20 protein-coding genes and 2 tRNA genes are annotated in these 20,537 nt (G+C 69.8%); 11 read left to right on the forward strand and 11 right to left on the reverse strand.

Going from position 1 to position 20,537, the window contains the following annotated elements; all coding sequences use genetic code 11:
* The first annotated feature begins 10 nt into the window (after window positions 1–10).
* Together rsgA and BLU79_RS17540 are read left to right on the forward strand one after the other, a co-directional pair.
* Window positions 11–1,021 carry a ribosome small subunit-dependent GTPase A gene (rsgA, locus tag BLU79_RS17535; RefSeq protein ID WP_093906711.1) on the forward strand — a complete coding sequence of 337 codons (1,011 nt, stop codon included), beginning with the start codon at window positions 11–13 and terminating at the stop codon, window positions 1,019–1,021.
* 108 nt (window positions 1,022–1,129) lie between these two features.
* On the forward strand, window positions 1,130–1,453 hold the full coding sequence (locus BLU79_RS17540) for a DMT family transporter (RefSeq protein WP_093906712.1): 324 nt from the start codon (window positions 1,130–1,132) through the stop codon (window positions 1,451–1,453).
* Between the two features lie 31 nt (window positions 1,454–1,484).
* Here BLU79_RS17540 and BLU79_RS17545 read toward each other — a convergent pair whose 3' ends face one another.
* On the reverse strand, window positions 1,485–2,096 hold the full coding sequence (locus tag BLU79_RS17545) for a TetR/AcrR family transcriptional regulator (RefSeq protein WP_093906713.1): 612 nt from the start codon (window positions 2,094–2,096) through the stop codon (window positions 1,485–1,487).
* A gap of 402 nt (window positions 2,097–2,498) precedes the next feature.
* On the opposite strand from BLU79_RS17545, the gene hisN reads away from it, so the two are divergent.
* From hisN to BLU79_RS17575, 6 genes are all read left to right on the forward strand, one after another.
* Window positions 2,499–3,299: a histidinol-phosphatase gene (hisN, locus tag BLU79_RS17550; protein ID WP_093906714.1), complete on the forward strand. Its 801-nt coding sequence runs from the start codon at window positions 2,499–2,501 to the stop codon at window positions 3,297–3,299.
* Between the two features lie 135 nt (window positions 3,300–3,434).
* A complete protein-coding gene (locus tag BLU79_RS17555; protein WP_093906715.1) occupies window positions 3,435–3,827 on the forward strand; it encodes a CBS domain-containing protein in 393 nt (130 codons plus the stop codon).
* Between the two features lie 144 nt (window positions 3,828–3,971).
* The gene (locus tag BLU79_RS17560; RefSeq protein ID WP_093906716.1) at window positions 3,972–4,388 is read left to right on the forward strand and encodes a Fur family transcriptional regulator; all 417 of its coding nucleotides are present in this window, start codon (window positions 3,972–3,974) and stop codon (window positions 4,386–4,388) included.
* A gap of 147 nt (window positions 4,389–4,535) precedes the next feature.
* Window positions 4,536–5,303 carry an ABC transporter ATP-binding protein gene (locus BLU79_RS17565; RefSeq protein WP_093906717.1) on the forward strand — a complete coding sequence of 256 codons (768 nt, stop codon included), beginning with the start codon at window positions 4,536–4,538 and terminating at the stop codon, window positions 5,301–5,303.
* The gene (locus BLU79_RS17570; RefSeq protein WP_093906718.1) at window positions 5,300–6,163 is read left to right on the forward strand and encodes an ABC transporter permease; all 864 of its coding nucleotides are present in this window, start codon (window positions 5,300–5,302) and stop codon (window positions 6,161–6,163) included. Before BLU79_RS17565 ends, BLU79_RS17570 begins: the two co-directional genes overlap by 4 nt.
* A complete protein-coding gene (locus tag BLU79_RS17575; RefSeq protein WP_093906719.1) occupies window positions 6,160–7,311 on the forward strand; it encodes an ABC transporter substrate-binding protein in 1,152 nt (383 codons plus the stop codon). The genes BLU79_RS17570 and BLU79_RS17575 overlap by 4 nt, the downstream gene beginning before the upstream one ends.
* A gap of 108 nt (window positions 7,312–7,419) precedes the next feature.
* On the opposite strand, the gene BLU79_RS17580 is transcribed toward BLU79_RS17575, so the two are convergent.
* The 4 genes from BLU79_RS17580 to BLU79_RS17595 all read right to left on the reverse strand — a co-directional run bounded on the left by BLU79_RS17580 (window position 7,420) and on the right by BLU79_RS17595 (window position 12,814).
* Window positions 7,420–7,493, reverse strand: a tRNA-Met gene (locus tag BLU79_RS17580).
* A 70-nt stretch (window positions 7,494–7,563) separates the two neighbouring features.
* Entirely contained in the window at window positions 7,564–9,483 is a 1,920-nt protein-coding gene (locus tag BLU79_RS17585) for a tetratricopeptide repeat protein (protein ID WP_177001052.1), read from the reverse strand.
* A gap of 227 nt (window positions 9,484–9,710) precedes the next feature.
* Window positions 9,711–9,784: transfer RNA gene (locus tag BLU79_RS17590), tRNA-Met, on the reverse strand.
* A 57-nt stretch (window positions 9,785–9,841) separates the two neighbouring features.
* Window positions 9,842–12,814, reverse strand: a complete 2,973-nt coding sequence (locus BLU79_RS17595) for a UPF0182 family membrane protein (RefSeq protein ID WP_093906721.1) — start codon at window positions 12,812–12,814, stop codon at window positions 9,842–9,844.
* A gap of 164 nt (window positions 12,815–12,978) precedes the next feature.
* On the opposite strand from BLU79_RS17595, the gene BLU79_RS17600 reads away from it, so the two are divergent.
* Entirely contained in the window at window positions 12,979–13,521 is a 543-nt protein-coding gene (locus BLU79_RS17600) for a PPA1309 family protein (protein WP_177001053.1), read from the forward strand.
* 74 nt (window positions 13,522–13,595) lie between these two features.
* Here BLU79_RS17600 and BLU79_RS17605 read toward each other — a convergent pair whose 3' ends face one another.
* The 4 genes from BLU79_RS17605 to BLU79_RS17615 form a co-directional block, all read right to left on the reverse strand.
* On the reverse strand, window positions 13,596–14,693 hold the full coding sequence (locus tag BLU79_RS17605; protein WP_093906723.1) for a YlbL family protein: 1,098 nt from the start codon (window positions 14,691–14,693) through the stop codon (window positions 13,596–13,598).
* An 88-nt stretch (window positions 14,694–14,781) separates the two neighbouring features.
* Window positions 14,782–14,946, reverse strand: a complete 165-nt coding sequence (locus BLU79_RS48260) for a hypothetical protein (RefSeq protein WP_177001054.1) — start codon at window positions 14,944–14,946, stop codon at window positions 14,782–14,784.
* A gap of 208 nt (window positions 14,947–15,154) precedes the next feature.
* Window positions 15,155–15,613: a molybdenum cofactor biosynthesis protein MoaE gene (locus BLU79_RS17610; protein ID WP_093906724.1), complete on the reverse strand. Its 459-nt coding sequence runs from the start codon at window positions 15,611–15,613 to the stop codon at window positions 15,155–15,157.
* Window positions 15,614–15,740: 127 nt separating this feature from the next.
* Window positions 15,741–16,859, reverse strand: coding sequence for an SDR family oxidoreductase (locus tag BLU79_RS17615; protein ID WP_093906725.1), 1,119 nt, complete (start codon window positions 16,857–16,859; stop codon window positions 15,741–15,743).
* Between the two features lie 192 nt (window positions 16,860–17,051).
* On the opposite strand from BLU79_RS17615, the gene BLU79_RS17620 reads away from it, so the two are divergent.
* A complete protein-coding gene (locus BLU79_RS17620) occupies window positions 17,052–18,491 on the forward strand; it encodes a zinc-dependent metalloprotease (protein WP_093906726.1) in 1,440 nt (479 codons plus the stop codon).
* Complete coding sequence (locus BLU79_RS17625) at window positions 18,488–19,009, forward strand: NUDIX hydrolase (protein ID WP_093906727.1); 522 nt, start codon at window positions 18,488–18,490, stop codon at window positions 19,007–19,009. The genes BLU79_RS17620 and BLU79_RS17625 overlap by 4 nt, the downstream gene beginning before the upstream one ends.
* A gap of 74 nt (window positions 19,010–19,083) precedes the next feature.
* Here the strand turns inward: BLU79_RS17625 and BLU79_RS17630 are convergent, their stop codons facing one another.
* Together BLU79_RS17630 and BLU79_RS17635 are read right to left on the reverse strand one after the other, a co-directional pair.
* Window positions 19,084–19,839: an AIM24 family protein gene (locus BLU79_RS17630; protein WP_093906728.1), complete on the reverse strand. Its 756-nt coding sequence runs from the start codon at window positions 19,837–19,839 to the stop codon at window positions 19,084–19,086.
* Window positions 19,840–19,851: 12 nt separating this feature from the next.
* A complete protein-coding gene (locus tag BLU79_RS17635) occupies window positions 19,852–20,532 on the reverse strand; it encodes an AIM24 family protein (RefSeq protein ID WP_093906729.1) in 681 nt (226 codons plus the stop codon).
* Between the last annotated feature and the right edge of the window lie 5 nt (window positions 20,533–20,537).

The following is a 20,537-nucleotide window of genomic DNA, read 5'->3' on the forward strand; positions in this document are numbered from 1 at the left end:
GACTACCGCCATGCGCCGCTACGGCAAGCACACCGACGAGGACGACATCCGCAGCCGCCCGAACCGCAAGGGCAACCGACCCCGTACGCACATCCGGCCCAAGCACGCAGACGCCGCCGAGGGCATGGTCCTCACCGTCGACCGGGGGCGGCTGACCTGCCTCGTCGAGGACCGGGTCGTGATGGCGATGAAGGCCCGCGAACTCGGCCGCAAGGCGGCGGTGGTCGGGGACCAGGTGGCGCTGGTCGGCGATCTGTCCGGCAAGAAGGACACCCTCGCGCGGATCGTGCGGATCGAGGAGCGGACGTCGGTGTTGCGCCGCACCGCCGACGACGATGATCCGTTCGAACGCGTCGTCGTGGCGAACGCCGACCAACTCGCCATCGTCACCGCCCTCGCCGACCCCGAACCCCGTCCCCGGCTGATCGACCGCTGTCTGGTGGCGGCGTTCGACGGAGGTCTCGAACCGCTGCTGGTGATGACGAAGTCGGACCTGGCGCCGCCGGACAAACTCCTTGAGCTGTACGGCGATCTGGACATCCCGTACGTCGTGACCAGCCGGGAGGAGCTGGAGAACGGCGGTGCGGCGGATCGCGTGCGGGAGCAACTGGACGGCAAGGTCACGGCGTTCGTCGGCCACTCCGGGGTGGGCAAGACGACGTTGGTGAACGCGCTGGTGTCGGTGGAACGGCGTCGGCTGACGGGCCACGTGAACGCGGTGACCGGTCGCGGCCGTCACACGACGACGTCGGCGCTGGCGCTGCCGCTGCCGGACATGGACGGCTGGGTGGTCGACACCCCGGGTGTCCGCTCCTTCGGCCTGGCTCATGTCGACCCGTCCCGTGTGATCCAGGCGTTCCCCGACCTCGAATCGGGAACCGAGGGCTGCCCGCGTGCGTGCAGTCATGACGAGCCGGATTGTGCGCTGGACGAGTGGGTGGCGGAGGGCCACGCCGATCCGGCCCGGCTGTACTCACTGCGACGACTGCTGGCTACACGGGAGCGCACGGAAGGCGACTGACCTCCGCGTTGTTTGTCTGCCGCTGAGGCCGGTAAGGGCATAATCGCACGAGCCTGATCCAAGCCTGACGAAGCGGTCACAGAACGTGGGGATACGGGAGGACAGCACATGGCGTGGCTGCTGGTCATCGTGGCGGGGCTGCTCGAAACCGGATTCGCCGTCTGTCTGAAACTGTCGCACGGCTTCACCCGGCTCTGGCCGACCGTCGCCTTCTGCATCTTCGCCCTCGGCAGTTTCGGACTGCTGACGCTGTCGCTGAAGAAGCTGGACGTGGGGCCCGCGTACGCGGTGTGGACGGGGATCGGGGCGGCGGGTACGGCGATCTACGGGATGATCTTTCTCGGGGACATCGTCTCGACGTTGAAGCTCGTGTCGATTTCTCTGGTGATCGTGGGGGTCATCGGGTTGCAGCTGTCGGGTTCGGCGCACTGACCAGGTCGGGCCGGGGGTCGGTTGGGTCGGGTCAGCCGGCCAACTGCCGGTACAGGGCGCTGCGTACGAGGTCGGTGACGCCGCCTTCGCCGGGTGGGGCGGCGACGCACGACAGGGCCAGCCTGACGACCAGTTCGCAGGAGCGGGTCAGCTCGGGGGTGTCGGACTTGTTGATGGCGGGGCCCGAGAGAACGGCTACGGCGCGGTCGCGGACGATGGCCACGAAGTCACCGGGTGACGGGAGCGGCCCGTCGGCGCGTCGCTGGGCCGGTACGGCCGAGGAGGACGGGACGGCGGACAGCGTGGGTGAGGGCAGACGCTCGCCCCAGCAACCGGTCAGCATGGCGCGGACGAGGGCGTTGTCGCGGGCGAGGCCCGCGGTCCACTCCGCGGTGGCGGTGAGGCGTTCGCGGGCGTCGCTGTGGGTGGCTAGGGCGCGGTCGACGCCGGCGAGGTAGCCGTCGGCTTCCCTTCTCACGAGCGCGCGGGCGAGGCCTTCCTTGCTCCCGAACTCGTTGTACAACGTCTGCCGGGACACTCCGGCTGCCGCGGCCACGTCCACCATTCGCACGGCGGACCACGACCGACGCGCCAGCGCCGTGTAAGCGGCGTCCAGCAGGGATTCCCGCGCTGCAGGCATCATCGCCTCCCGGGGGCAAGCGGCTCTGCGCCCAGATTTGACGCGCACAGCGGCACTGTCAAGGGGTCGCGAAGGCACGCGGGGGCGCCAGTCTGTTGCGGTGCGCGGGCCTGCGGCGGTGGGGGCGGGGATGCGTGCGGCGGCCTGTGCGGGTGGGGCGGGCCGCGCCGGGGCTCCGTCCTCTGACCGGCGGCTGAACCATTTCACCCGTCCGGCACTTGAGGACGATGCCCCTTCAGGGCCGAAGCGGGGGTCTGGCGGGCCACAGGCCCCCAGCAGCTCCCGCACCCGGCCACGGCGAGCAACCCGGCATGCCCTCGGCCGCAACTGACCATCCGTGGGCAACCCGCCCATGACACCGGGCACAGTAGCCCCAGCCCGACCACGACAGATACCGTTCGTCCCATGCCGGACTACCTCGACGATCTCCGCCTCGCCCACGTCCTCGCGGACGCCGCCGACGCCGCCACCATGGACCGCTTCAAGGCCCTCGATCTCAAGGTCGAGACCAAGCCGGACATGACCCCGGTGAGCGAGGCCGACCGGACCGCCGAGGAGCTGATCCGCGGGCAGCTGCAGCGTGCCCGGCCGCGAGACGCTGTCCTCGGCGAGGAGTACGGGATCGAGGGCACCGGCCCCCGCCGCTGGGTGATCGACCCGATCGACGGCACCAAGAACTACGTACGCGGCGTCCCGGTCTGGGCCACCCTCATCTCCCTGATGGAGGCGAGCGAGGGCGGCTACCAGCCGGTCGTCGGTGTCGTGTCCGCTCCCGCCCTGGGCCGCCGCTGGTGGGCCGCGAAGGGCCACGGCGCCTTCACCGGCCGCAGCCTCTCCTCCGCGAGCCGTCTGCACGTCTCCGGCGTCTCGAAGCTCACGGACGCCTCGTTCGCGTACTCCTCGCTGAGCGGATGGGAGGAGCAGGGGCGGCTGGGCGGCTTCCTCGACCTCACGCGCGAGGTGTGGCGCACGCGCGCGTACGGCGACTTCTGGCCGTACATGATGGTCGCCGAGGGGTCGGTCGACATCTGCGCCGAGCCCGAGCTCTCCCTGTGGGACATGGCCGCCACCGCGATCGTCGTGACCGAGGCGGGCGGCACCTTCACCGGCCTCGACGGCCGCCCCGGCCCGCACAGCGGCAACGCCGCCGCCTCGAACGGCCTGCTCCACGACGAGTTCCTGGGGTACCTCAACGAGCGCTACTGAGCGCCCCTTTGCAGCGCCGCTGAGCGCCCCCTTGTTGACCCCCTCTTTACCTGTCACTCTGAGAGTCCCCCCACTTGTGAATTTGTGAAACCGTGAACAAACGGTGCGGGGGCACTTCAGGAGGTGGCTCCATCCATGCTCGTACGTGACGCCATGAGCACCGTGGTCCTCACCATCGGCCCCACCCACACCCTTCGCCAGGCCGCCGCGCTGATGTCCGCCCGCCGGGTCGGCGCGGCCGTGGTCCACGACCCCGACGCCGGCGGCATCGGCATCCTCACCGAACGCGACATCCTCAACTCCGTCGGCCTCGGACAGAACCCGGACATCGAGCACGCCCACGACCACACCACCACCGACGTCGTGTTCGCCGCCCCGGCATGGACTCTGGAGGAGGCGGCCCGCGCCATGGCACACGGCGGCTTCCGTCATCTGATCGTCCTGGACCACGACGAGCCCGTGGGCATCGTCTCGGTCCGCGACATCATCCGCTGCTGGGCACCCGTACGACAGCACGTGCCCGCGTAGCCCACCCCGAAAATGGGCCGGATCCCGAAGGGGCCCGGCCCATCTCCATGCCGGATTCCCTATACTGGATTTTGTCTAATCTCGACTGCACTCCAAAGTCACATCCATTCGGAACCTGGTCCGCCTGCTGTTAAGGTGTTCTCCATGAGTGACCTTCTGGAACGGCTGCGCGGACGCGGATGGCGGATGACCGCGCAGCGGCGCGTCGTGGCCGAGGTGCTCGCCGGCGATCACGTTCACCTGACGGCCGACGAGGTGCACGCACGGGCCGTCGCCAAGCTGCCCGAGATCTCCCGGGCGACCGTCTACAACACGCTGGGCGAGCTGGTCTCCCTCGGCGAGGTGCTCGAGGTCTCCACCGACAAGCGCGCCAAGCGGTACGACCCGAACGCCCACCGACCCCACCACCACCTGGTCTGCGCCCAGTGCGGCTCCATCCGGGACGTCCACCCGACGGGCAACCCGATGGCCGACCTCCCCGACTCCGAGCGCTTCGGCTTCACGGTCTCGGACGTCGAGGTGACGTACCGCGGCATCTGCCCGAACTGCACGAAGGCCTAGCCCGCCACCTTCCCTGAGCCCCGGCACCGGTGAGTGCCGGGGCTTCGCGCTGCCCGGGTGCGAGCGGGCGGGGTTCCCGAATCTGACGGTCCGTCATATGGTCAACGGCACCCACACGTCCGTTCCGCACTCCGCGAGGAGACAGAAGTGGGAGAGCCGTATCCCAAACTCAGAGCGAACGACCTGACCCGCACCTTCGGCCGAACCCCCCACACGGTCCACGCCCTCGGCCCCCTGGAACTGATCGTCGCCCCCGGCGAGTTCGTCTGTGTCGTCGGCCCCTCCGGCTGCGGCAAGTCCACACTGCTCCGTATCGCCGCAGGGCTGCTCCGCCCGAGCACCGGCACGCTGGAGATCCGTGCCGCGAGCCCGCGACCGGCGGCGATGATCTTCCAGGACTACGGCATCTACGACTGGAAGTCCGTCCGCGCGAACGTCCGCTTCGGACTGGACATCCAGCGCGTCCCCCGCCGCGAGGCGAACGCCCGCGCCGACGACTGGCTGGCCCGCATGGGCCTGTCGGACTTCGCGGACGCCTACCCGGCCGCCCTCTCCGGCGGTATGCGCCAGCGCGTGGCCATCGCCCGAGCGCTGGCGGTGGAGCCCGAACTCCTGCTGATGGACGAGCCCTTCGCGGCACTCGACGCCCAGCTCCGCACGATCCTCCAGGACGAACTCCTCGACCTCACCCAGTCGCTGCGGACGACCACGCTCTTCATCACCCACAGCCTGGAGGAGGCGATCGTCCTGGGCGACCGGGTGCTCGTGATGTCCGCCCGCCCGGGCCGGATCATCGCCGAACACCGCCCGCCCTTCCCCCGCCCGCGAACCGGCGACATCCGCGCCACCCCCCAGTTCACCGCCCTGCGCAGCGAACTGTGGGACCTGCTGCGGAAGGAGGCGGTACCGGCATGACGACGCTCACGAAGCCGCCCGCCGACTCCGTCCTGGTCCGCCGCCCCGGCCCGCGGGAACTCCACCCGGCCCGCACCCACCGCCGCAGACGCGCGCTGGAGGCGTCCCTGGCGCTCGCCGTCCCCCTCGTCCTCCTCCTGCTGTGGCAACTGGCGGCCGCCCAGGCCTGGATCGACGACCGCGTCTACCCGGCCCCGTCCACGGTCCTCGCCGACGGCTGGGACCGGGCCGCGGCCGGCGATCTGTGGCCGGACGTGTGGGCCACCTTGAAGCGGGTCCTCGCGGGATACGCGGCCGGCACGGCGGCGGGCTACGCCCTGGGCCTCCTGATGGGCTCCCTCTCGCTGGTACGGGCCGCACTGGAACCACTCCTGGACGCGCTGTACGTCGTACCGAAACTGGCCCTCCTGCCCATCTTCCTGAACATGTTCGGCCTGGGAGAGGGCCCGCAGGTGGCGTTGGTGGCGGCCACGGTGTTCTTCTTCGTCTGGATCTCCACCATGTCCGCGGTCATGTCCATCCCCTCCGGCCATCGTGACGCGGGCCAGGTCTTCGGCGCCTCCCGGTGGCAGATGTTCCACCATGTCCTGCTTCCGGCGTCACTCCCGTCCGTCCTGGTGGGCGCGCGCATCGCGGCGGGGGTCGCGGTCCTGGTCATCGTCGCCTCGGAGCAGATCGCCGCGACGAACGGTCTGGGCCATCTGATCTTCGACTCGCGCGCGCTGTTCCAGAACGACGTGATGTTCGTCGGCATCGTCTGTGTCGCGGTCCTGGGAGTCCTCTTCTCCGAACTGATCCGCTTCGCGGGCCGCCTGCTCACCCCCTGGGCACCGAGGGACCGAGGAAGGGGCCAGTCATGAGAAGGAGAAGCCGCGGCCGGGCCGGTGTCGTCCTCGTCGCCGCAGGAGCACTGCTGGCGTCGGCGGCCTGCTCATCGCCGTACGAGAAGGACTCCTCGTCGAAGGCCGGCGCTGGTGAGCGCACCATCCGCCCGGTCGAGGGGTGCGGTACGACGTCCTGGACCGACCCGAAGGACCGCTCCGCGAACCGCACACCGGCCCGCTGCCGGCCCGGCGCCCCTCCCCCACAGCCGCTGCCCGAACCCCGCGAGCTGACCATCGCGACGGGAACGCTGAGCGCCGAGTACGTGGCCCCGCTGCACGTCGCCCTCGACAAGGGCGAGTTCAGGAAGGAGGGCCTGGACGTCACGCTCAAGGTGCTGCCGACGCCGGACGCGCTTCCGCTGCTGGCCAAGGGGGACATCGACGCCCTGTGGGCGGCCCCGGAGGCCGCGGTCATGAACGGCGTCAAGGGCGGCTTCGACATCAAGTGGGTCGCGGCCAACTTCTCTCCCGACCCGGACTCGAAGAGTGGCCTGTGGGTGCGTCTGAAGGACGGTGACACCGCGAACCGCGTCACCATGGCCGGCCGCAAGCTGGGCACGATGATCGGCAAGGGCTCGGTCATCGCGTACCCCATGGAGCGGGCCCTGGAGAAGCACGGGGGCGGCCTGGCCGACATCCAGTACCAGCAACTGGGCTCGGCCGACGTGCTCACAGCCCTCCAGAACGGCGGCGTCGACTCGGCATGGCTCCTCGACCCGGTCTGGCGCAAGGTGGACGGCAAGCCGGGCTACGCCTTCCTGGGCGGCCAGCCGCTGGGCGAACCCCTGGGCGGCATGCTGTACGGCCGCACGCTGCTGGACGACGACGTGGACGCGGGCGTGGCCCTGCTGAGGGCGTACATCCGCACGGTGAATACGTACTTCGCGTCGGACTACAAGCAGGATGCGACCTTCGTCACTTATCTCGCCAAGCTTCTCAAGGCGGAGAAGTCCATCCTCGAATCCACCCCGTCCCTCCGCATGGACTGGGAAATCCGCGACGGCACGACAACGCGCCTCCAGTCCGCCTACGAGGCCCAAGGCGTGGGGGACGGAAACCCGCTGCCGGAGTCACGAACGGTGGACCGCACCCTGTACGAGGAGGCCGTGGGCCACCGGCCCTGACCAGGCCCTCAGCACTTCGGGAAGACACCTGGGAAATACCCAAGGGAAAACACCCAGAGAAAACACCTGGGGCCGGAACCCTTTCGGATTCCGGCCCCAGGTCTTCAGTAGCGGGGACAGGATTTGAACCTGCGACCTCTGGGTTATGAGCCCAGCGAGCTACCGAGCTGCTCCACCCCGCGTCGGTAAACTGAACATTACGTCAACGGTGCGGACAGAAGCAAATCAGGTGCCGCCCGGCCCAGCGCAGCGTCACGCCGAGAGTTCCTCGCGCAGGGCGTCCCGCAGCCGAGCCGCCCGCTCCGCGACCTCATCCGGCCCCAGCGTCACCGCCCGGTCAGCCCACCGCTGCCCCTCGGCCAGCTCGCCGCGACGCGCGTAGACCAGGGCCAGCCGCAACGCCGACCGCCCGTGCCCGGCGTCAGCCGCCCGGGTCCACCACACCGCGGCCTCCGGCTCGCTCCCCTCCCGGGCCAGCAGCAGCCCGAGATTGAACGCGCCGTTGCGGGACCCGGCCTCGGCGGCCTCCCGGTACCACCGAGCCGCCTCCACGACGTCACCCCGGGCGGCGGCCAGCATCCCGACCCGCACCTGCGCCCGCCGGTGCCCCTGGGAGGCCGCCCGCTCGTACCACTCCTCGCACTCGGTCTTCTCGTGCACCGTCTCCCCGAGCTCATGCGCGGGCTCCGGCGGCCGGCGGGCATCCAGCAGCGTCGCCAGCCGATACGCGGCCTCAGGGCTGCCGCCCCCGGCCGCACACCGCAGATGCCGCTCCGCCGCGGGCTCGTCCCCGTCCCGCAGCCGGGCGATCCCGACCTGCAGCGCCGCCTCGGTGTGCCCGGCGGCAGCGGCACGCACGTACCACCGCAGCGCGGCCCGCTCCTCGCCCCGCCCGGCGTACAGGATCCCGAGGTTGAAGGCGGCGTCGACGCTCCCCGCCTCGGCGGCCTTGGAGAACCACGGCTCGGCACCCGTCGCGTCCCCGCCCTGGAGCAGCAGGATCGCCAGCGCGTTCGCCGCCTCGCGGTGCCCGGCGTACGCCGCCCGCCGATACCACTGCTCGGCCTGCGCGGTACGGCCCTGCTCGGCGCAGAGCAGCCCGAGGTTGTACGCGCCGTTGACATCACCGGCGTCCATCGCGGCCCGGTACCAGCGCTCGGCGGTCTGGGTCTCCCCGCGCTCGGCGTGCAGCGCGCCCAGCGCGTTCGCGGCGTTGCCGTCGCCGTCCTGCGCGGCCCGCAGCCACCACACGGCGGCGCTCTCGCTGTCCCCCGCGTCCCGCAACAGGAACCCGAGCGCACAGGCGGCCCGCGCCTCCCCGTCCTTGGCGGACGTCAGATACCAGCGCCCGGCCTCCTTGAGCTCCCCGCGCCTCTCGAGGATCGCCCCGAGGTGCAGCGCGGCCCTGCGGTGCCCGCGTGCGGCGGCCTGCCGGTACCACTGCTCGGCCTCGTCCAGCAGCGCCTCGCTCACCGCGACACCGTTGTCGTGCCCGTCCTCGCCCGCGTGGGGCGCCTGCCGGTCGAGCGCACGCGCCAGCCGGTACGCCGCCTCCCGGTGCCCCCGCTCGGCCGCGGCCCGCATCCACCGCTCGGCCCCGGCGTCGCTGCGGTGCTCCAGCAGATCGGCGAGCGCGTACGCGCCCAGCGAGTGCCCCTGCTCGGCGGACTGGCGCAGCCAGTACTCGGCAGCGGGCTCGTCGCCCCGCTCGCGGTGATGCCGTCCCAGCGCGTGCGCGGCCGCGGCCGACCCGGCGACGGCGGCGATGCGCCACCAGCCGGCGGCCTCGTCGGCGTAACCGCGCTGGTGAAGCAGGACTCCCAGGTTGTTGGCGGCGGCCCGGTCCCCGGCGGCGGTGGCGGCACGCAGATGAGGCTCGGCTCCGTCGAGATCGCCGCGGCGCAGCAGCATGGCGCCGAGGACGCTCATCGCCTCGACGTCTCCGGCCTCGGCGGCGAGCCGCTGCCGCGCCTCCTCGATCGCCTCCCCGGCCTCGTCCTGGTCCGCCGGCCGGTCCAGGGCGAAGTCACCCTCCGACTGCGTGAGTTCACTCACCGGCTGCGAGGCACCGTCCGTCGGCTGCACGAAATCGCCTGTCGGCCGCACAAAGTCGGCAGGCTGCACAAACCGCCCTGTCTCCAACAGAGTTGCCTTGTCCCCCATAACGTCCATCGTCGCACCACCTGCAACCTGGGTACACCTGGTATACCGCAGCCAGTGAGGTCACTTCAGCGTTTTGTCGACATGCCCACAGAGAGACAAGTCAAACACAGATCCCCCAACTCCCCACGGCGGCGTGGCCGCCGCACCCTTCGGCACATGCGTTCGCACACCACGAAGGCCCGGATCCTCTGGAGGATCCGGGCCTTCGCTGTCGTACGAATACTCGTCGACTTCAGTAGCGGGGACAGGATTTGAACCTGCGACCTCTGGGTTATGAGCCCAGCGAGCTACCGAGCTGCTCCACCCCGCGCCGTTGTTCTGCAACCGTATCACGGCGCGGGGTGGGCTATTCGATCAACCGTCGTCCCTAAGTGCCGGTGGGACTGCTGGTCGGGCTCGGACTCGAACTCGCGCTGGGGCTCGAACTCGGGCTGGGGCTACTGTCGCCGCCGCCTCCGCTGCCGCCGGTCTTGTCCGCCTGCGCCTGCGCGTCCTCGGCCCGCTTCAGCGCGTCCTCGAGGTCCTCCTGCGCCCGGCCGTACGCCTCCCAGTCACCGTTCTTCAGGGCTTCCTGGCCGGCCTCGAAGGCCTTCTGGGCGTCATTGAGCGCGTCTTGGACCGTCGGGTTGTCGGACGTCGGTGGTGGCGTGGTGCCGCCGCCGTCGTCGCCCTCGTCCGGCGGCTCGGTGGTCGGGCCCTCCGCTCCGAAGACCTTGTTGAGGGCCTCGCCGAGCGTGTCCTCGAAGGCGGTCGTGCCGCCGTAGGACACCAACACCTTCCGCAGCAGCGGGTACTTGAGTCCGCCACCGCGGACATAGACCGGCTCCACGTAGAGCAGTCCGCCGTCTAGCGGGACCGCCAGCAGGTTGCCGTACTCGACCTCGGAGTCGCCGCCTCTCAGCAGCCTGATGGTCTCGGCGATGTTCTGCTCGGAGTTGAACTGGCTCTGGACCTGACTGGGTCCGTTGACCGTGGTGTTGGTCGGCAGTTTCAGAATTCTGATCTTGCCGTAGTCACTGGTGCCCGCCTCGGCGTCGACGGCCATGAAGGCGCTGAGGTTGTCCCGGCCGTTCGGTGTGAACGTCGTCGTCAGCGAGAACGCCTGCGCCGCCTGGTCGGGCATCTTCATGCTCAGGTAGTACGGCGGCACCGCGTTGCCCGACTTGTTGGTCGGGTCGTCCGGCACCTGCCAGACCTCGCTGCCGCTGAGGAACGTCGTCGCGTCCTTCACGTGGTAGCGGGTGAGCAGCTCGCGCTGGACCTTGAACAGGTCCTGCGGGTAGCGCAGATGGGCCATCAGCGACTTCGAGATCTTGCTCTTCGGCTCCACCGTGTCCGGGAACGCCTTCATCCAGGTCTTCAGGACCGGGTCCTTGGTGTCCCACTGGAAGAGCTTGACCTCACCGGTGTAGGCGTCGACGGTCGCCTTCACCGAGTTGCGGATGTAGTTGACCTGGTTCTGCTGTGCCACGACCGCGCGCTGGTCGTTGGTCGCGGTCAGCGAGTCCGCCGTCGTGTCACCAAGGGTCGTACGGGACGAGTACGGGTAGCCGTTCGTCGTCGTGTACGCGTCGACGATCCACTGGATACGGCCGTCCACGACCGCCGGGTAGGCGTCACCGTCGATGGTCAGCCACGGGGCGACCGCCTCGACGCGCTCCTTGGGTGTGCGGTTGTACAGGATGCGCGAACCGTCGCCGATCGCACCCGAGTACAGGATCTGCGGCTCGCCGAACGCCACCGCGTACGCTGCCCGGTTGACCGGGTTGGAGAGACTGACCCCGCTGTCGGCCTTGTAGCTGTAGGTCTTCTCACCGCTGTCGTCGGAGTAGTCGATCTCCTTCTGGGGACCGCCGACGATCGAGTACATGGTGGTCTTCTCGCCGTAGTAGACCCGCTGCTCGTACGTCCCGAGGTCGCCCTTGGACGGCAGGTCGGACTCGGTGAAGTCCGGTCGGCCCTGGGAGTCGGCGTTGGTGCCCTCGGCGGCGACCACGCCGTAGCCGTGGGTGTAGCGGAAGTGGTCGTTGATCCAGTTCCGCTTCGGAATGCCGTTGAGGTTGATCTCACGCAGACCGATGACGGTGTCCTGGTCCTTGCCATCCTTGTTGTACCGGTCGACGTCCAGGTTGGTCGGGAACGCGTAGTAGTTCCTGATCTGCTGGAGCTGCTGGAACGTCGGCGAGACGATGTTCGGGTCCAGGATCCGGATGCTCGCCGCGGAGTCCACGTCGTCGCGCAGCTTGGTCTTGTCCTCGGTGTTGCTCGTGCCCGGGTACTCGGTGACCTTGGCGCCGTCGATGCCGTAGGCCTCGCGCGTCGCCTTGAGGTTCTTGTCGACGTACGGCGCTTCCTTGGCCTGCTCGTTGGGCTGGACCTGGAACTTCTGGACGATCGCGGGGTACAGGCCGCCGATGAGGATCGCCGAGAGCACCATCAGACCGAAGCCGATGACGGGCAGTTGCCAGGTGCGCCGCCACAGGGTGGCGAAGAACAGCAGCGCGCAGATGACGGCGATGCAGAACAGGATCGTCTTGGCCGGGAGATAGGCGTTGGCGTCGACGTACCTGAGGCCGGTCCAGCTGTCGGTGGCCCTGAAGTCGCTGGACTTCACCGCGAGTCCGTACCGGTCGAGCCAGTACGCGACCGCCTTCAGGGCGACGAAGATGCCGATGAGGACCGACAGATGGCCGGTGGCCGCGGCCGTGGCGCGCGCGCCCGGGCTGGTGATGCGCAGCCCGCCGTACAGGTAGTGCGTGAGCGCGGCGGCGATCACGGAGAGGATCGCGGCGGCGAAGCCGAAGCCGAGCAGGAACCGGTACCAGGGCAGGTCGAAGGCGTAGAAGCCGACGTCCAGGTGGAACTGGGGGTCCTTCTCACCGAAGGGCACGCCGTTGACCCACATCAGCCAGGTGCGCCACTGGCTGGAGGCGGAGGCGCCGGCGATCAGACCGACCAGGGCGGTGATCGCCAGCAGCAGCCACTTCTTGTACGGCGCGATGCCCATGCGGTAGCGGTCGAGGCTCTGCTGCTCCATCGACATGGCGCTCAGCGGCGGGCGCAGCCGGTGGGCCAGCCAGATGTTGAAGCCGACCGCGAGGGCCATCAGCAGACCGAAGACGAAGAACAGCCCGATCTTGGTCCACAGCGTGGTCGTGAAGACCGACGAGTAGTTCACCGACCGGTACCAGAGCCAGTCCGTCCAGAAGCCCGCGAACATGGTGAAGGCCATGCCGAGGACGGCGAGGACGCCCAGTGTCATGAGCAGCGTCCGGACCCGCCGGGACGGGCGGCCCACTCTGATCCGTGGCCCGGTCGGGCCTCCGCCGCGGTCCGGCATCTGGAAAGCCAAGGTTCGCACCCCGAGGTTCGCTGTTGATCCGTCAGGCCCGCGTCTTCGTGGACCCTCCGTGGCCCCCCGTGATCGTGGGCCCACACCTATGCAACTTACTCACCGTTTACTCAGTTCCCGATTCCGGCCAGGAACGAGAGAGGATTGTGACCATGTCCAACACTCCCATGGCGGCGAGCCCGCTCACCCGGGCCGTTCTCGAGATCGACGAGTACGCCTCCGGCCTCGGCTGGGACCAGCCCGCCCGCCTTTTCGCCCTCGTAGACACCGCACGGCTGCGGGCCCAGGAACCCGGCCTTGCCGCCCAGCTCGGCCTGGGGGAGGAGCAGGAGTCCACCGGCCTGACCCCGATCGAGCAGGACGAACTTCCAACGGGCAAGGCGCTCGATGAGTTCCTGGGCACGATCGCCTGGCCCGACGCGGTGGTCGGCTGCGCACTCACCGTCGAGCGACTGATGCTGCCCCCGTCCGCCGAGGCCCAGGTCCCGCAGGGCCTGAGCGAGGGCAAGCTCACGAAGTGGGTGGCGGAACACCCCGACCGCCAGGAGGTCCGCATGACGGTCGCGGTCCTGCGCGACGGCGCCCGCGAATCGGCCCTTCGCCTGCGCGAGAAGGACACCCCCACGGAGGTCCTCACCGGCCCGGACCTGATCCCGGGCCTGGCCGAGGCGCTGGCGGCGACGTTCGCGGACTGAGGACTTCCGGTACGGCAGTGGGGGCGCCCCTCGATGTGACGGGCGCCCCCACTGCCGTACTCAAGGCTTGCCGCTCAGCTCTTGGTCGTGCACTTCGGCAGGCCGGCGGTGTCGCCGGAGCGGATGTCCTTCAGGGCGCCGAGGGCGTCGTCGATGGTGCCGACCTTGACGAGGGTGAGCCCCTCGGGGACGTCCCTGGCCGCCGTCGCACAGTTGTCGGCGGGCGTGAGGAAGTACTGGGCGCCCTTCTCGCGCGCGCCGACGGTCTTCATCTCGATGCCGCCGATGGGGCCGACCTTGCCGTCGTCGTCGATGGTGCCGGTGCCGGCGACGAACTTGCCGCCGGTGAGGTTGCCCGGGGTGAGCTTGTCGTAGAGGCCGAGCGCGAACATCAGGCCCGCGCTGGGTCCGCCGACGTCGGCGAGCTTGATGTCGATGGTGAACGGGAAGGTGTGGTCGGTCCCGGCGGAGATCCCGACGATGGCACGCTTCTCGGCGCTGTCGTCGGACTCGGCGGTCCTGATCGTGATCTTCTCCGTCTTCGTCGGCGTCCTGCGCTCCTTCTCGGCGGCGGTCTGCTCCTTCGCCGGGACGATCGTGAACACGACGTCCTCGCCGGGCTTGTGCTTGGTCACCAGCTCGGCGACGTCGGCGGGCTCCTTCACCGCCGTACCGTCGACGGCCTTGATCACGTCACCGGCGTGCAGCTTGCCCTCGGCCGGAGTGCCCTTCACCACGGTCGAGACGATCACCCAGCTCTGCACCGGGATGTCCAGCGCCTTCAGCGCGGCGACCTTGGCGCTCTCCTGGGACTGGCTGAACTCCTCGGCGTTCTCCTGGGTGGACTGCTCCTCGGTCTTGCCGTCCGGGTAGAGGGTGTCGTGCGGCACGACCTTGTTGTCATGCGCGAGCCACCCATAGACGGCCTCGACGAGGTTCATCTTGTAGTCGGCGCTGGTGACCCGGACGGTGGTCATGTTGAGATGCCCGGTCGCCGGGTAGGTCTTGCGCCCGGATACCTGCAGCACCGGTTCGCCGTCGTGCTCGCCGAGGGTGTTCACCGTCGGCCCCGGGGACATCTCCGAATACGGCACGGGGATGAAGACTCCCGCGCACAGGAGCGCGATCAGCATCAGGGTGGAGGCGAGCATCGTCGCGGTGCGGCGTGGCATGGCACGAATGTACGTGACACTCCTGTCAGCGCCCCGTCAGGGCAGTCTGACCGTGACCCGTCAGAGCGGCGAGCCCCGCTCCTCTTGATCATGTACGGGAAGAGGGCTTCTCCATGGCCGCACGGAAGCGGGCATAGCCGTCGAGCTCGGGGCCGTCGCCCCGTGCCTTCCGGGTCCGGTTGGCCCAACTGCCCCACAGACCGGCGAAGATCGCAGCCCCAAGCGGAATCAGCAACCAGGCGAGCGCCGCCATGCCGTCCTCCCATCCCCAATGAGCGACCGCAAACTGACTGATCAGCAGATTAACCACTGGCACTGACAACGCTCACGCCAGGGGTGCGGTTACGCAACCGGAGTGGGGTGGACGGGGCTGCGGAAGGGCTGTACGAGGCTCGGACGGGTTGTTCAGCAGGCGCCGACCAGCCCGCCCGTCACCCGACCACCGCCCCCGAACGACGGCGCTACGCGCCGACCCATTCGTCGGTTCCGTCCGAGAACTTCTGATGCTTCCAGATGGGCACTTCGTGCTTGAGATCGTCGATCAGCCTCCGGCAGGCCTCGAAGGCCTCGCCGCGATGGGGACAGGAGACGGCGACGACCACGGCGAGATCCCCGACCTTGAGGTCCCCGACGCGGTGCACGGCCGCGAGCGCCCGCACCGGATACTCGGCGACGACCTTCTCGGCGATGCGCCGCATCTCGGCCTCGGCCTGGGGGTGGCACGAGTACCCGAGCTCGTCGACATCGGCACCGCCGTCGTGGTTCCGCACGGTTCCCACGAACAACGCGGTCCCACCGGCGGCATCGTCCCCGACGGCCCGGAAGACCTCGTCCAGGGAGAGGGCCGTCTCGCGAATGGCGATGAGCTTGACGGGATCCTGAGCGCCCTGCTCACCGGGGTGATCGTTGGAAGGTGCCATGGCCCCATCGTGCCCCACGCGCGCGAGGTCGGGAAATAGCGCTATCGCCCGGCACGCGCGCGTGCGGCTTGGAGCCTCCTACAGTCCGCGAGCGGGCGGCACCGCCCAGGGCCGCGGCCCTGGCCCCTCAGATCCGCCGCCTGGCCTTCCGCGCCCGCCGCACCACTGCCGCCGCGCCCAGCAGGGCGACCGTCGCTCCCGCGGCCCCGGCCGCCGTCGCGTCCTTGCGCCCGAGCCGCCGCCCGGCGACCGTGTGCCTGCCGGAGACCTCCTCCAGCAGCTCCGCGAGCACTTCCTCGTTGGTCCACTGCGGCCGCCACCCCGCGTCATGGAGCCGGCTCCCGCTGACCACCCAGGGGTACATCGTGTACGCCAGGTCCCCGGCCGGAGAGGGCGTCAGGCCGATTCGGTGCAGCCGGGCCGCCGCGCCCAGCGCGACCGCCGACGGCAGCTCCATCCGCCGGATCCCGCTGAGCTCCTCGACCTCCTCCTGCTCCAGCCAGCCGTCGCAGCCGACGGCGAGTTCCCCGTCGACCTTCTCCAGGACGGCGTACTCCAGGGCGCTGCACAGATCCTCGACATGGCAGAACTGCCAGGCGGGGCGCGACCCGGCGACGACAAGCAGTCGAGGTGACTCGAAGTACCTGGTCAGCGCGGTGTCCGTGCCGCCCACGAGCACCGCGGGCCGGACAACGGTGACATTGAGTCCGGGATGGGCCCGAGGCGCCCTGCGCGCGAGGCGCTCGATCTCCAGCAGATCTCCCACCCCGGTGGCCTCCGCCGTCGCCCGCAGCTCGGCGTCCTCGGACAACGGCAGCTCGTTGTCCGGCAGCGCCCCGTAGACCATCGCGGAGGTGCACAGCACGACCCGGTGGATGCCGGCCGCTGCCGCGGCCGTCAGCACGGTCTGCGTCCCCCGAACGTTGTATGCCGTCCGGGCGGCCGAATCCGTCTCCAGATCCAGATCGAGGGCCAGATGTACGACCACGTCGGCGCCACGCAGCTTCTCCGCGATGGCCGGATCCCGCACGTCCAGGATGTGCCACTGCGCCGCCGCGCACTCACCGCGCCGCTCGTCGATGGCGATGACCTGCTTGACCTCGTCGGACTCGACAAGGCGCTCGGTGAGCAGCGCGCCGATGCCGGACGCGGCACCGGTCACCGCCACGACGGGCCCGCGCACGCCGCGCGCGGGAGGGGTTGACTGGTTTCGCGCTGTGCGAACCTGCGGATCAGGGGAACTCACCGGGCGTCTCCAGCGGTTGTCTTCAGTACGAACGCTAGTGACGCGTACGTACCAGGTGGCATCCATCCTGCCGCAGGCCAAGAGTCGGCGAAGCACCGAGGCCCGAACGGCTCGCGGTGTCTACGCTGGGTGGTGTTATCGGGCAGTCGCGCCGCCGGTGCCAGCCGGTGGCCTTACCAGCCGAGGAATCCCGTGAGTGACACCCCATTCGGATTCGGCCTTCCGCCGGAGGAGCCGGACGACGGCGACGAGGGCAAGAAGAAGGACCAGCAGAGCGGTGGTGGTCAGGGACCGGCCAACCCGTTCGGATTCGGCGGGCTGCCCGGAGCCGGTGGCTTCGGTGGCCCCGGCGCCGACAATCCGTTCGCTGCCATGTTCGGTTCCCTGAACCCCACCGACCTGGGCGCCGCGTTCCAGCAGCTGGGCCAGATGCTCTCGTACGAGGGCGGCCCGGTGAACTGGGACATGGCCAAGCAGATCGCCCGCCAGACGGTCTCCCAGGGCACCGCGGACGGCACGAAGGACGCGAGCGTCGGCCCCGCCGAGCGCACCGCCGTCCAGGAGGCCGTCCGCCTGGCCGACCTGTGGCTGGACGACGCGACATCCCTGCCGTCCGGCGCGGGCACCGCCATCGCGTGGTCGCGCGCGGAGTGGGTCGAGGCGACCCTGCCCGCGTGGCAGGAGCTCGTCGACCCGGTCGCGGAACGCGTCGGCACCGCGATGGGTGACGTCCTGCCGGAGGAGATGCAGGCCATGGCCGGCCCGCTGATCGGCATGATGCGGTCGATGGGCGGCGCCATGTTCGGCACGCAGATCGGGCAGGCCGTCGGCGTGCTCGCGGGCGAGGTCGTCGGGTCGACCGACATCGGCCTGCCGCTCGGCCCGGTCGGCAAGGCCGCGCTGCTGCCGGTGAACATCGAGACGTTCGGCAAGGACCTGGGCGTACCCAAGGAGGAGGTGCGGCTGTATCTCGCCCTGCGCGAGGCCGCCCACCAGCGCCTCTTCGCCCATGTGCCGTGGCTGCGCTCGCACCTGTTCGGCGCGGTCGACGGCTACGCGCGCGGGATCAAGGTCGACACCGCGAAGCTGGAGGACGTGGTCGGCCAGTTCGACCCGCAGAACCCCGAGCAGCTGCAGGACGCCTTGCAGCAGGGCATGTTCCAGCCGGAGGACACGCCGGAGCAGAAGGCGGCCCTGGCCCGTCTGGAGACCGCTCTGGCGCTCGTCGAAGGCTGGGTGGACGCGGTGGTGCACGCGGCTGCGAAGCCCCGTCTGTCGTCCGCTGACGCGCTGCGCGAGACCCTGCGCCGTCGGCGCGCCTCGGGTGGCCCGGCGGAGCAGACCTTCGCCACGCTGATCGGCCTGGAGCTGCGCCCGCGCCGCCTGCGCGACGCCTCGCGCCTGTGGGCCTCGCTCACCGACGCGCGTGGTGTCGACGGCCGTGACGCTCTGTGGGCCCACCCGGACATGCTGCCGACGGCCACCGACCTGGACGACCCGGACGGCTTCGTGCACCGCGAGCACATCGATTTCTCCGAGCTGGACAAGATGCTCGGCGAGGCGGCGAGCGGCTCCGGCGAGAAGCCGAACCTGAAGAAGGACGACGACTCCAAGGGCGACGACACCGAGTGAGCCTGTACGACGACGCGGTCCTCGTACTCAAGGGCTACGAGGGCCAGGAAGAGCTGCGCCAGACCTACCTGGAGCATCTTCAGACCCACCCGGACGGCATGTGGAAGGCGTGCGAGGACGGGCACATCACTGCGAGCGCCCTGGTGATCGACCCGTCCCGCGGCCGTGTGCTGCTCACCCTCCACAAGAAGCTGCGCATGTGGCTGCAGATGGGCGGCCACTGCGAGCCCGTCGACGAAACGCTGGCATCGGCCGCCCTGCGCGAGGGAACCGAGGAGTCGGGCGTCGCGGGGCTGACCCTGCTCCCCGGCGGCCCGGTGCGCCTGGACCGCCATCACACGCCCTGCGCCTGGCACCTCGACGTCCAGTACGCGGCGCTGGCCCCGGCCGGCGCCGTGGAGGCGATCAGCGACGAGTCCCTCGACCTGCGCTGGTTCGCCTACGACGAGGTGGCGGACGTGGCGGACGAGTCGGTCGTACGACTGCTTCAGGCCACGCGGGCGAGGCTCGCGGCCTGAAGTACGTAGGCGCTGAAACATGTGTAAGGAGCGACCGCACTGGCGGTCGCCCCTTACATTTGCTTTCCGGACGGTCAACTCCAGACGTTGCCCTGGTTCTGCCCCCGCGCCCCCTGCTGGCCCATGCCGTACTGCGCGGCGAGGCCCGAGCCGATCTGGGCGTTCTGCGGCGGCAGCAGCTCACTGGGCTGGACCAGCGCGAAGCCGGTGCCCATGAAGCTGAGCTCCCAGCCCTCACCGGTGTTGCCACGGCGCCGGAACACCCCGGAGGAGTGCGTCTGGGCCTGCATCTGGACACGCAGGCCGGTCGACCAGGCGACGATCGCGTCGGCGTCGCAGTTGACGTACTTGTCGGGCGTCACCTGCATCATCAGCGGCATGCCGGAGGTCATCAGCGCGACCTTGCCGCGACCGGTGATGTTGAGCTGGTACTTACCGGAGCCGGAGATGCCGTAGAGGCTGTCCACGGCGATGACCTCGTGGTGCAGCGAGGAGTCCATCGCCAGCACATAGCTGCTGTCGACGGTCAGCCCGTCCTGGTCGACGTCCACCAGGTGAACGTGCTGCTTGAGATTGGCGAGGTAGACCGTGCCCTGTCCGTGACAGCGCATCAGGTCCAGGCCCTCACCGGTCTGCGCACGCGCGCGTCCCTGCTGGTTGTTCTGGTACTCGGCGTCGAACTCGACGAGGCCCTGGTAGGCGACCATGGTGCCCTTGCGGGCGAGGATGTCGTCGTGGCCCTCCAGGGCGACTCGGAGCATCTGCTTGTTCTGCAGGCTCCAGCGGTCCTGGGTCTGCTGGTCGTTGTAGGCGAAAAGCGGACTCTGCATGGCGTTTCCCCCTCAGCCCCGGACCCGGAGACGGTCGGTGCTGTCCTCGCTGGGCTGGACTACGACGATGCCCTGGCCGGAGAAGGCCATCTGGTAGGCCTCGCCACTGCCCCGGCCGATGAGCGACTGCGCCTTGAAGCTGCGCTTGCCCTTCACCTTGAGGTTCGGGGACCAGGCGACGAGCGCGTCCGGGTCGACGTACGTCTCGTCCTCGCCACCGCCGCAGTCGACGACGATCGGCTTGCCCCGGGAGGTCAGCGCGACCCAGCCCTGCCCGGAGATCTTGGTGTTCCACAGACCTTGACCGGCGAACTTCGCCAGGCCCTTCACGCGCTCGACGCCCCAGGTGAGGTGAGCGTCGAAGGCGAGCAGGTTGGTGGCGTTGACGGAGATGCCGTCGCCGTTGAGGTTGATGACGACGACGTTGGCGCCGTAGTCGGCGAGGTAGAGCAGACCGTCCCCCGAGCACTTCATCAGGGGCGCGCCCTCACCGGTCATCCAGTCCTTGGCGATCTGGCGCACGGCCGGCGGGTTGGGCTCGTACTGGACGAAGCCCTCGTAGGCGGTCATCGACCCCACGCGCGCGAAGAGGTCGTTCCCGGTCTGCATGGCGACCTTCAGCATGTGGTTGCCGTGGTTCTCCATGCGGGCGGTGACGGGTGCGGGGGCGTAGCCCGCGAGCGGCTGGTTCATGACGG

The organism is Streptomyces sp. cf386 (assembly GCF_900103585.1).
Taxonomy (GTDB): domain Bacteria; phylum Actinomycetota; class Actinomycetes; order Streptomycetales; family Streptomycetaceae; genus Streptomyces.

Excerpts from the sequence above, each read along its gene's own strand:
- rsgA (WP_093906711.1), top strand. The coding sequence starts at position 11 with ATGCGCCGCTACGGCAAGCACACCGACGAGGACGACATCCGCAGCCGC.
- BLU79_RS17540 (WP_093906712.1), top strand. The coding sequence starts at position 1,130 with ATGGCGTGGCTGCTGGTCATCGTGGCGGGGCTGCTCGAAACCGGATTC.
- BLU79_RS17545 (WP_093906713.1), bottom strand. The coding sequence starts at position 2,096 with ATGATGCCTGCAGCGCGGGAATCCCTGCTGGACGCCGCTTACACGGCG.
- hisN (WP_093906714.1), top strand. The coding sequence starts at position 2,499 with ATGCCGGACTACCTCGACGATCTCCGCCTCGCCCACGTCCTCGCGGAC.
- BLU79_RS17555 (WP_093906715.1), top strand. The coding sequence starts at position 3,435 with ATGCTCGTACGTGACGCCATGAGCACCGTGGTCCTCACCATCGGCCCC.
- BLU79_RS17560 (WP_093906716.1), top strand. The coding sequence starts at position 3,972 with ATGAGTGACCTTCTGGAACGGCTGCGCGGACGCGGATGGCGGATGACC.
- BLU79_RS17570 (WP_093906718.1), top strand. The coding sequence starts at position 5,300 with ATGACGACGCTCACGAAGCCGCCCGCCGACTCCGTCCTGGTCCGCCGC.
- BLU79_RS17575 (WP_093906719.1), top strand. The coding sequence starts at position 6,160 with ATGAGAAGGAGAAGCCGCGGCCGGGCCGGTGTCGTCCTCGTCGCCGCA.
- BLU79_RS17585 (WP_177001052.1), bottom strand. The coding sequence starts at position 9,483 with ATGGACGTTATGGGGGACAAGGCAACTCTGTTGGAGACAGGGCGGTTT.
- BLU79_RS17595 (WP_093906721.1), bottom strand. The coding sequence starts at position 12,814 with ATGCCGGACCGCGGCGGAGGCCCGACCGGGCCACGGATCAGAGTGGGC.
- BLU79_RS17600 (WP_177001053.1), top strand. The coding sequence starts at position 12,979 with ATGTCCAACACTCCCATGGCGGCGAGCCCGCTCACCCGGGCCGTTCTC.
- BLU79_RS17605 (WP_093906723.1), bottom strand. The coding sequence starts at position 14,693 with ATGCCACGCCGCACCGCGACGATGCTCGCCTCCACCCTGATGCTGATC.
- BLU79_RS48260 (WP_177001054.1), bottom strand. The coding sequence starts at position 14,946 with ATGGCGGCGCTCGCCTGGTTGCTGATTCCGCTTGGGGCTGCGATCTTC.
- BLU79_RS17610 (WP_093906724.1), bottom strand. The coding sequence starts at position 15,613 with ATGGCACCTTCCAACGATCACCCCGGTGAGCAGGGCGCTCAGGATCCC.
- BLU79_RS17630 (WP_093906728.1), bottom strand. The coding sequence starts at position 19,839 with ATGCAGAGTCCGCTTTTCGCCTACAACGACCAGCAGACCCAGGACCGC.
- BLU79_RS17635 (WP_093906729.1), bottom strand. The coding sequence starts at position 20,532 with ATGAACCAGCCGCTCGCGGGCTACGCCCCCGCACCCGTCACCGCCCGC.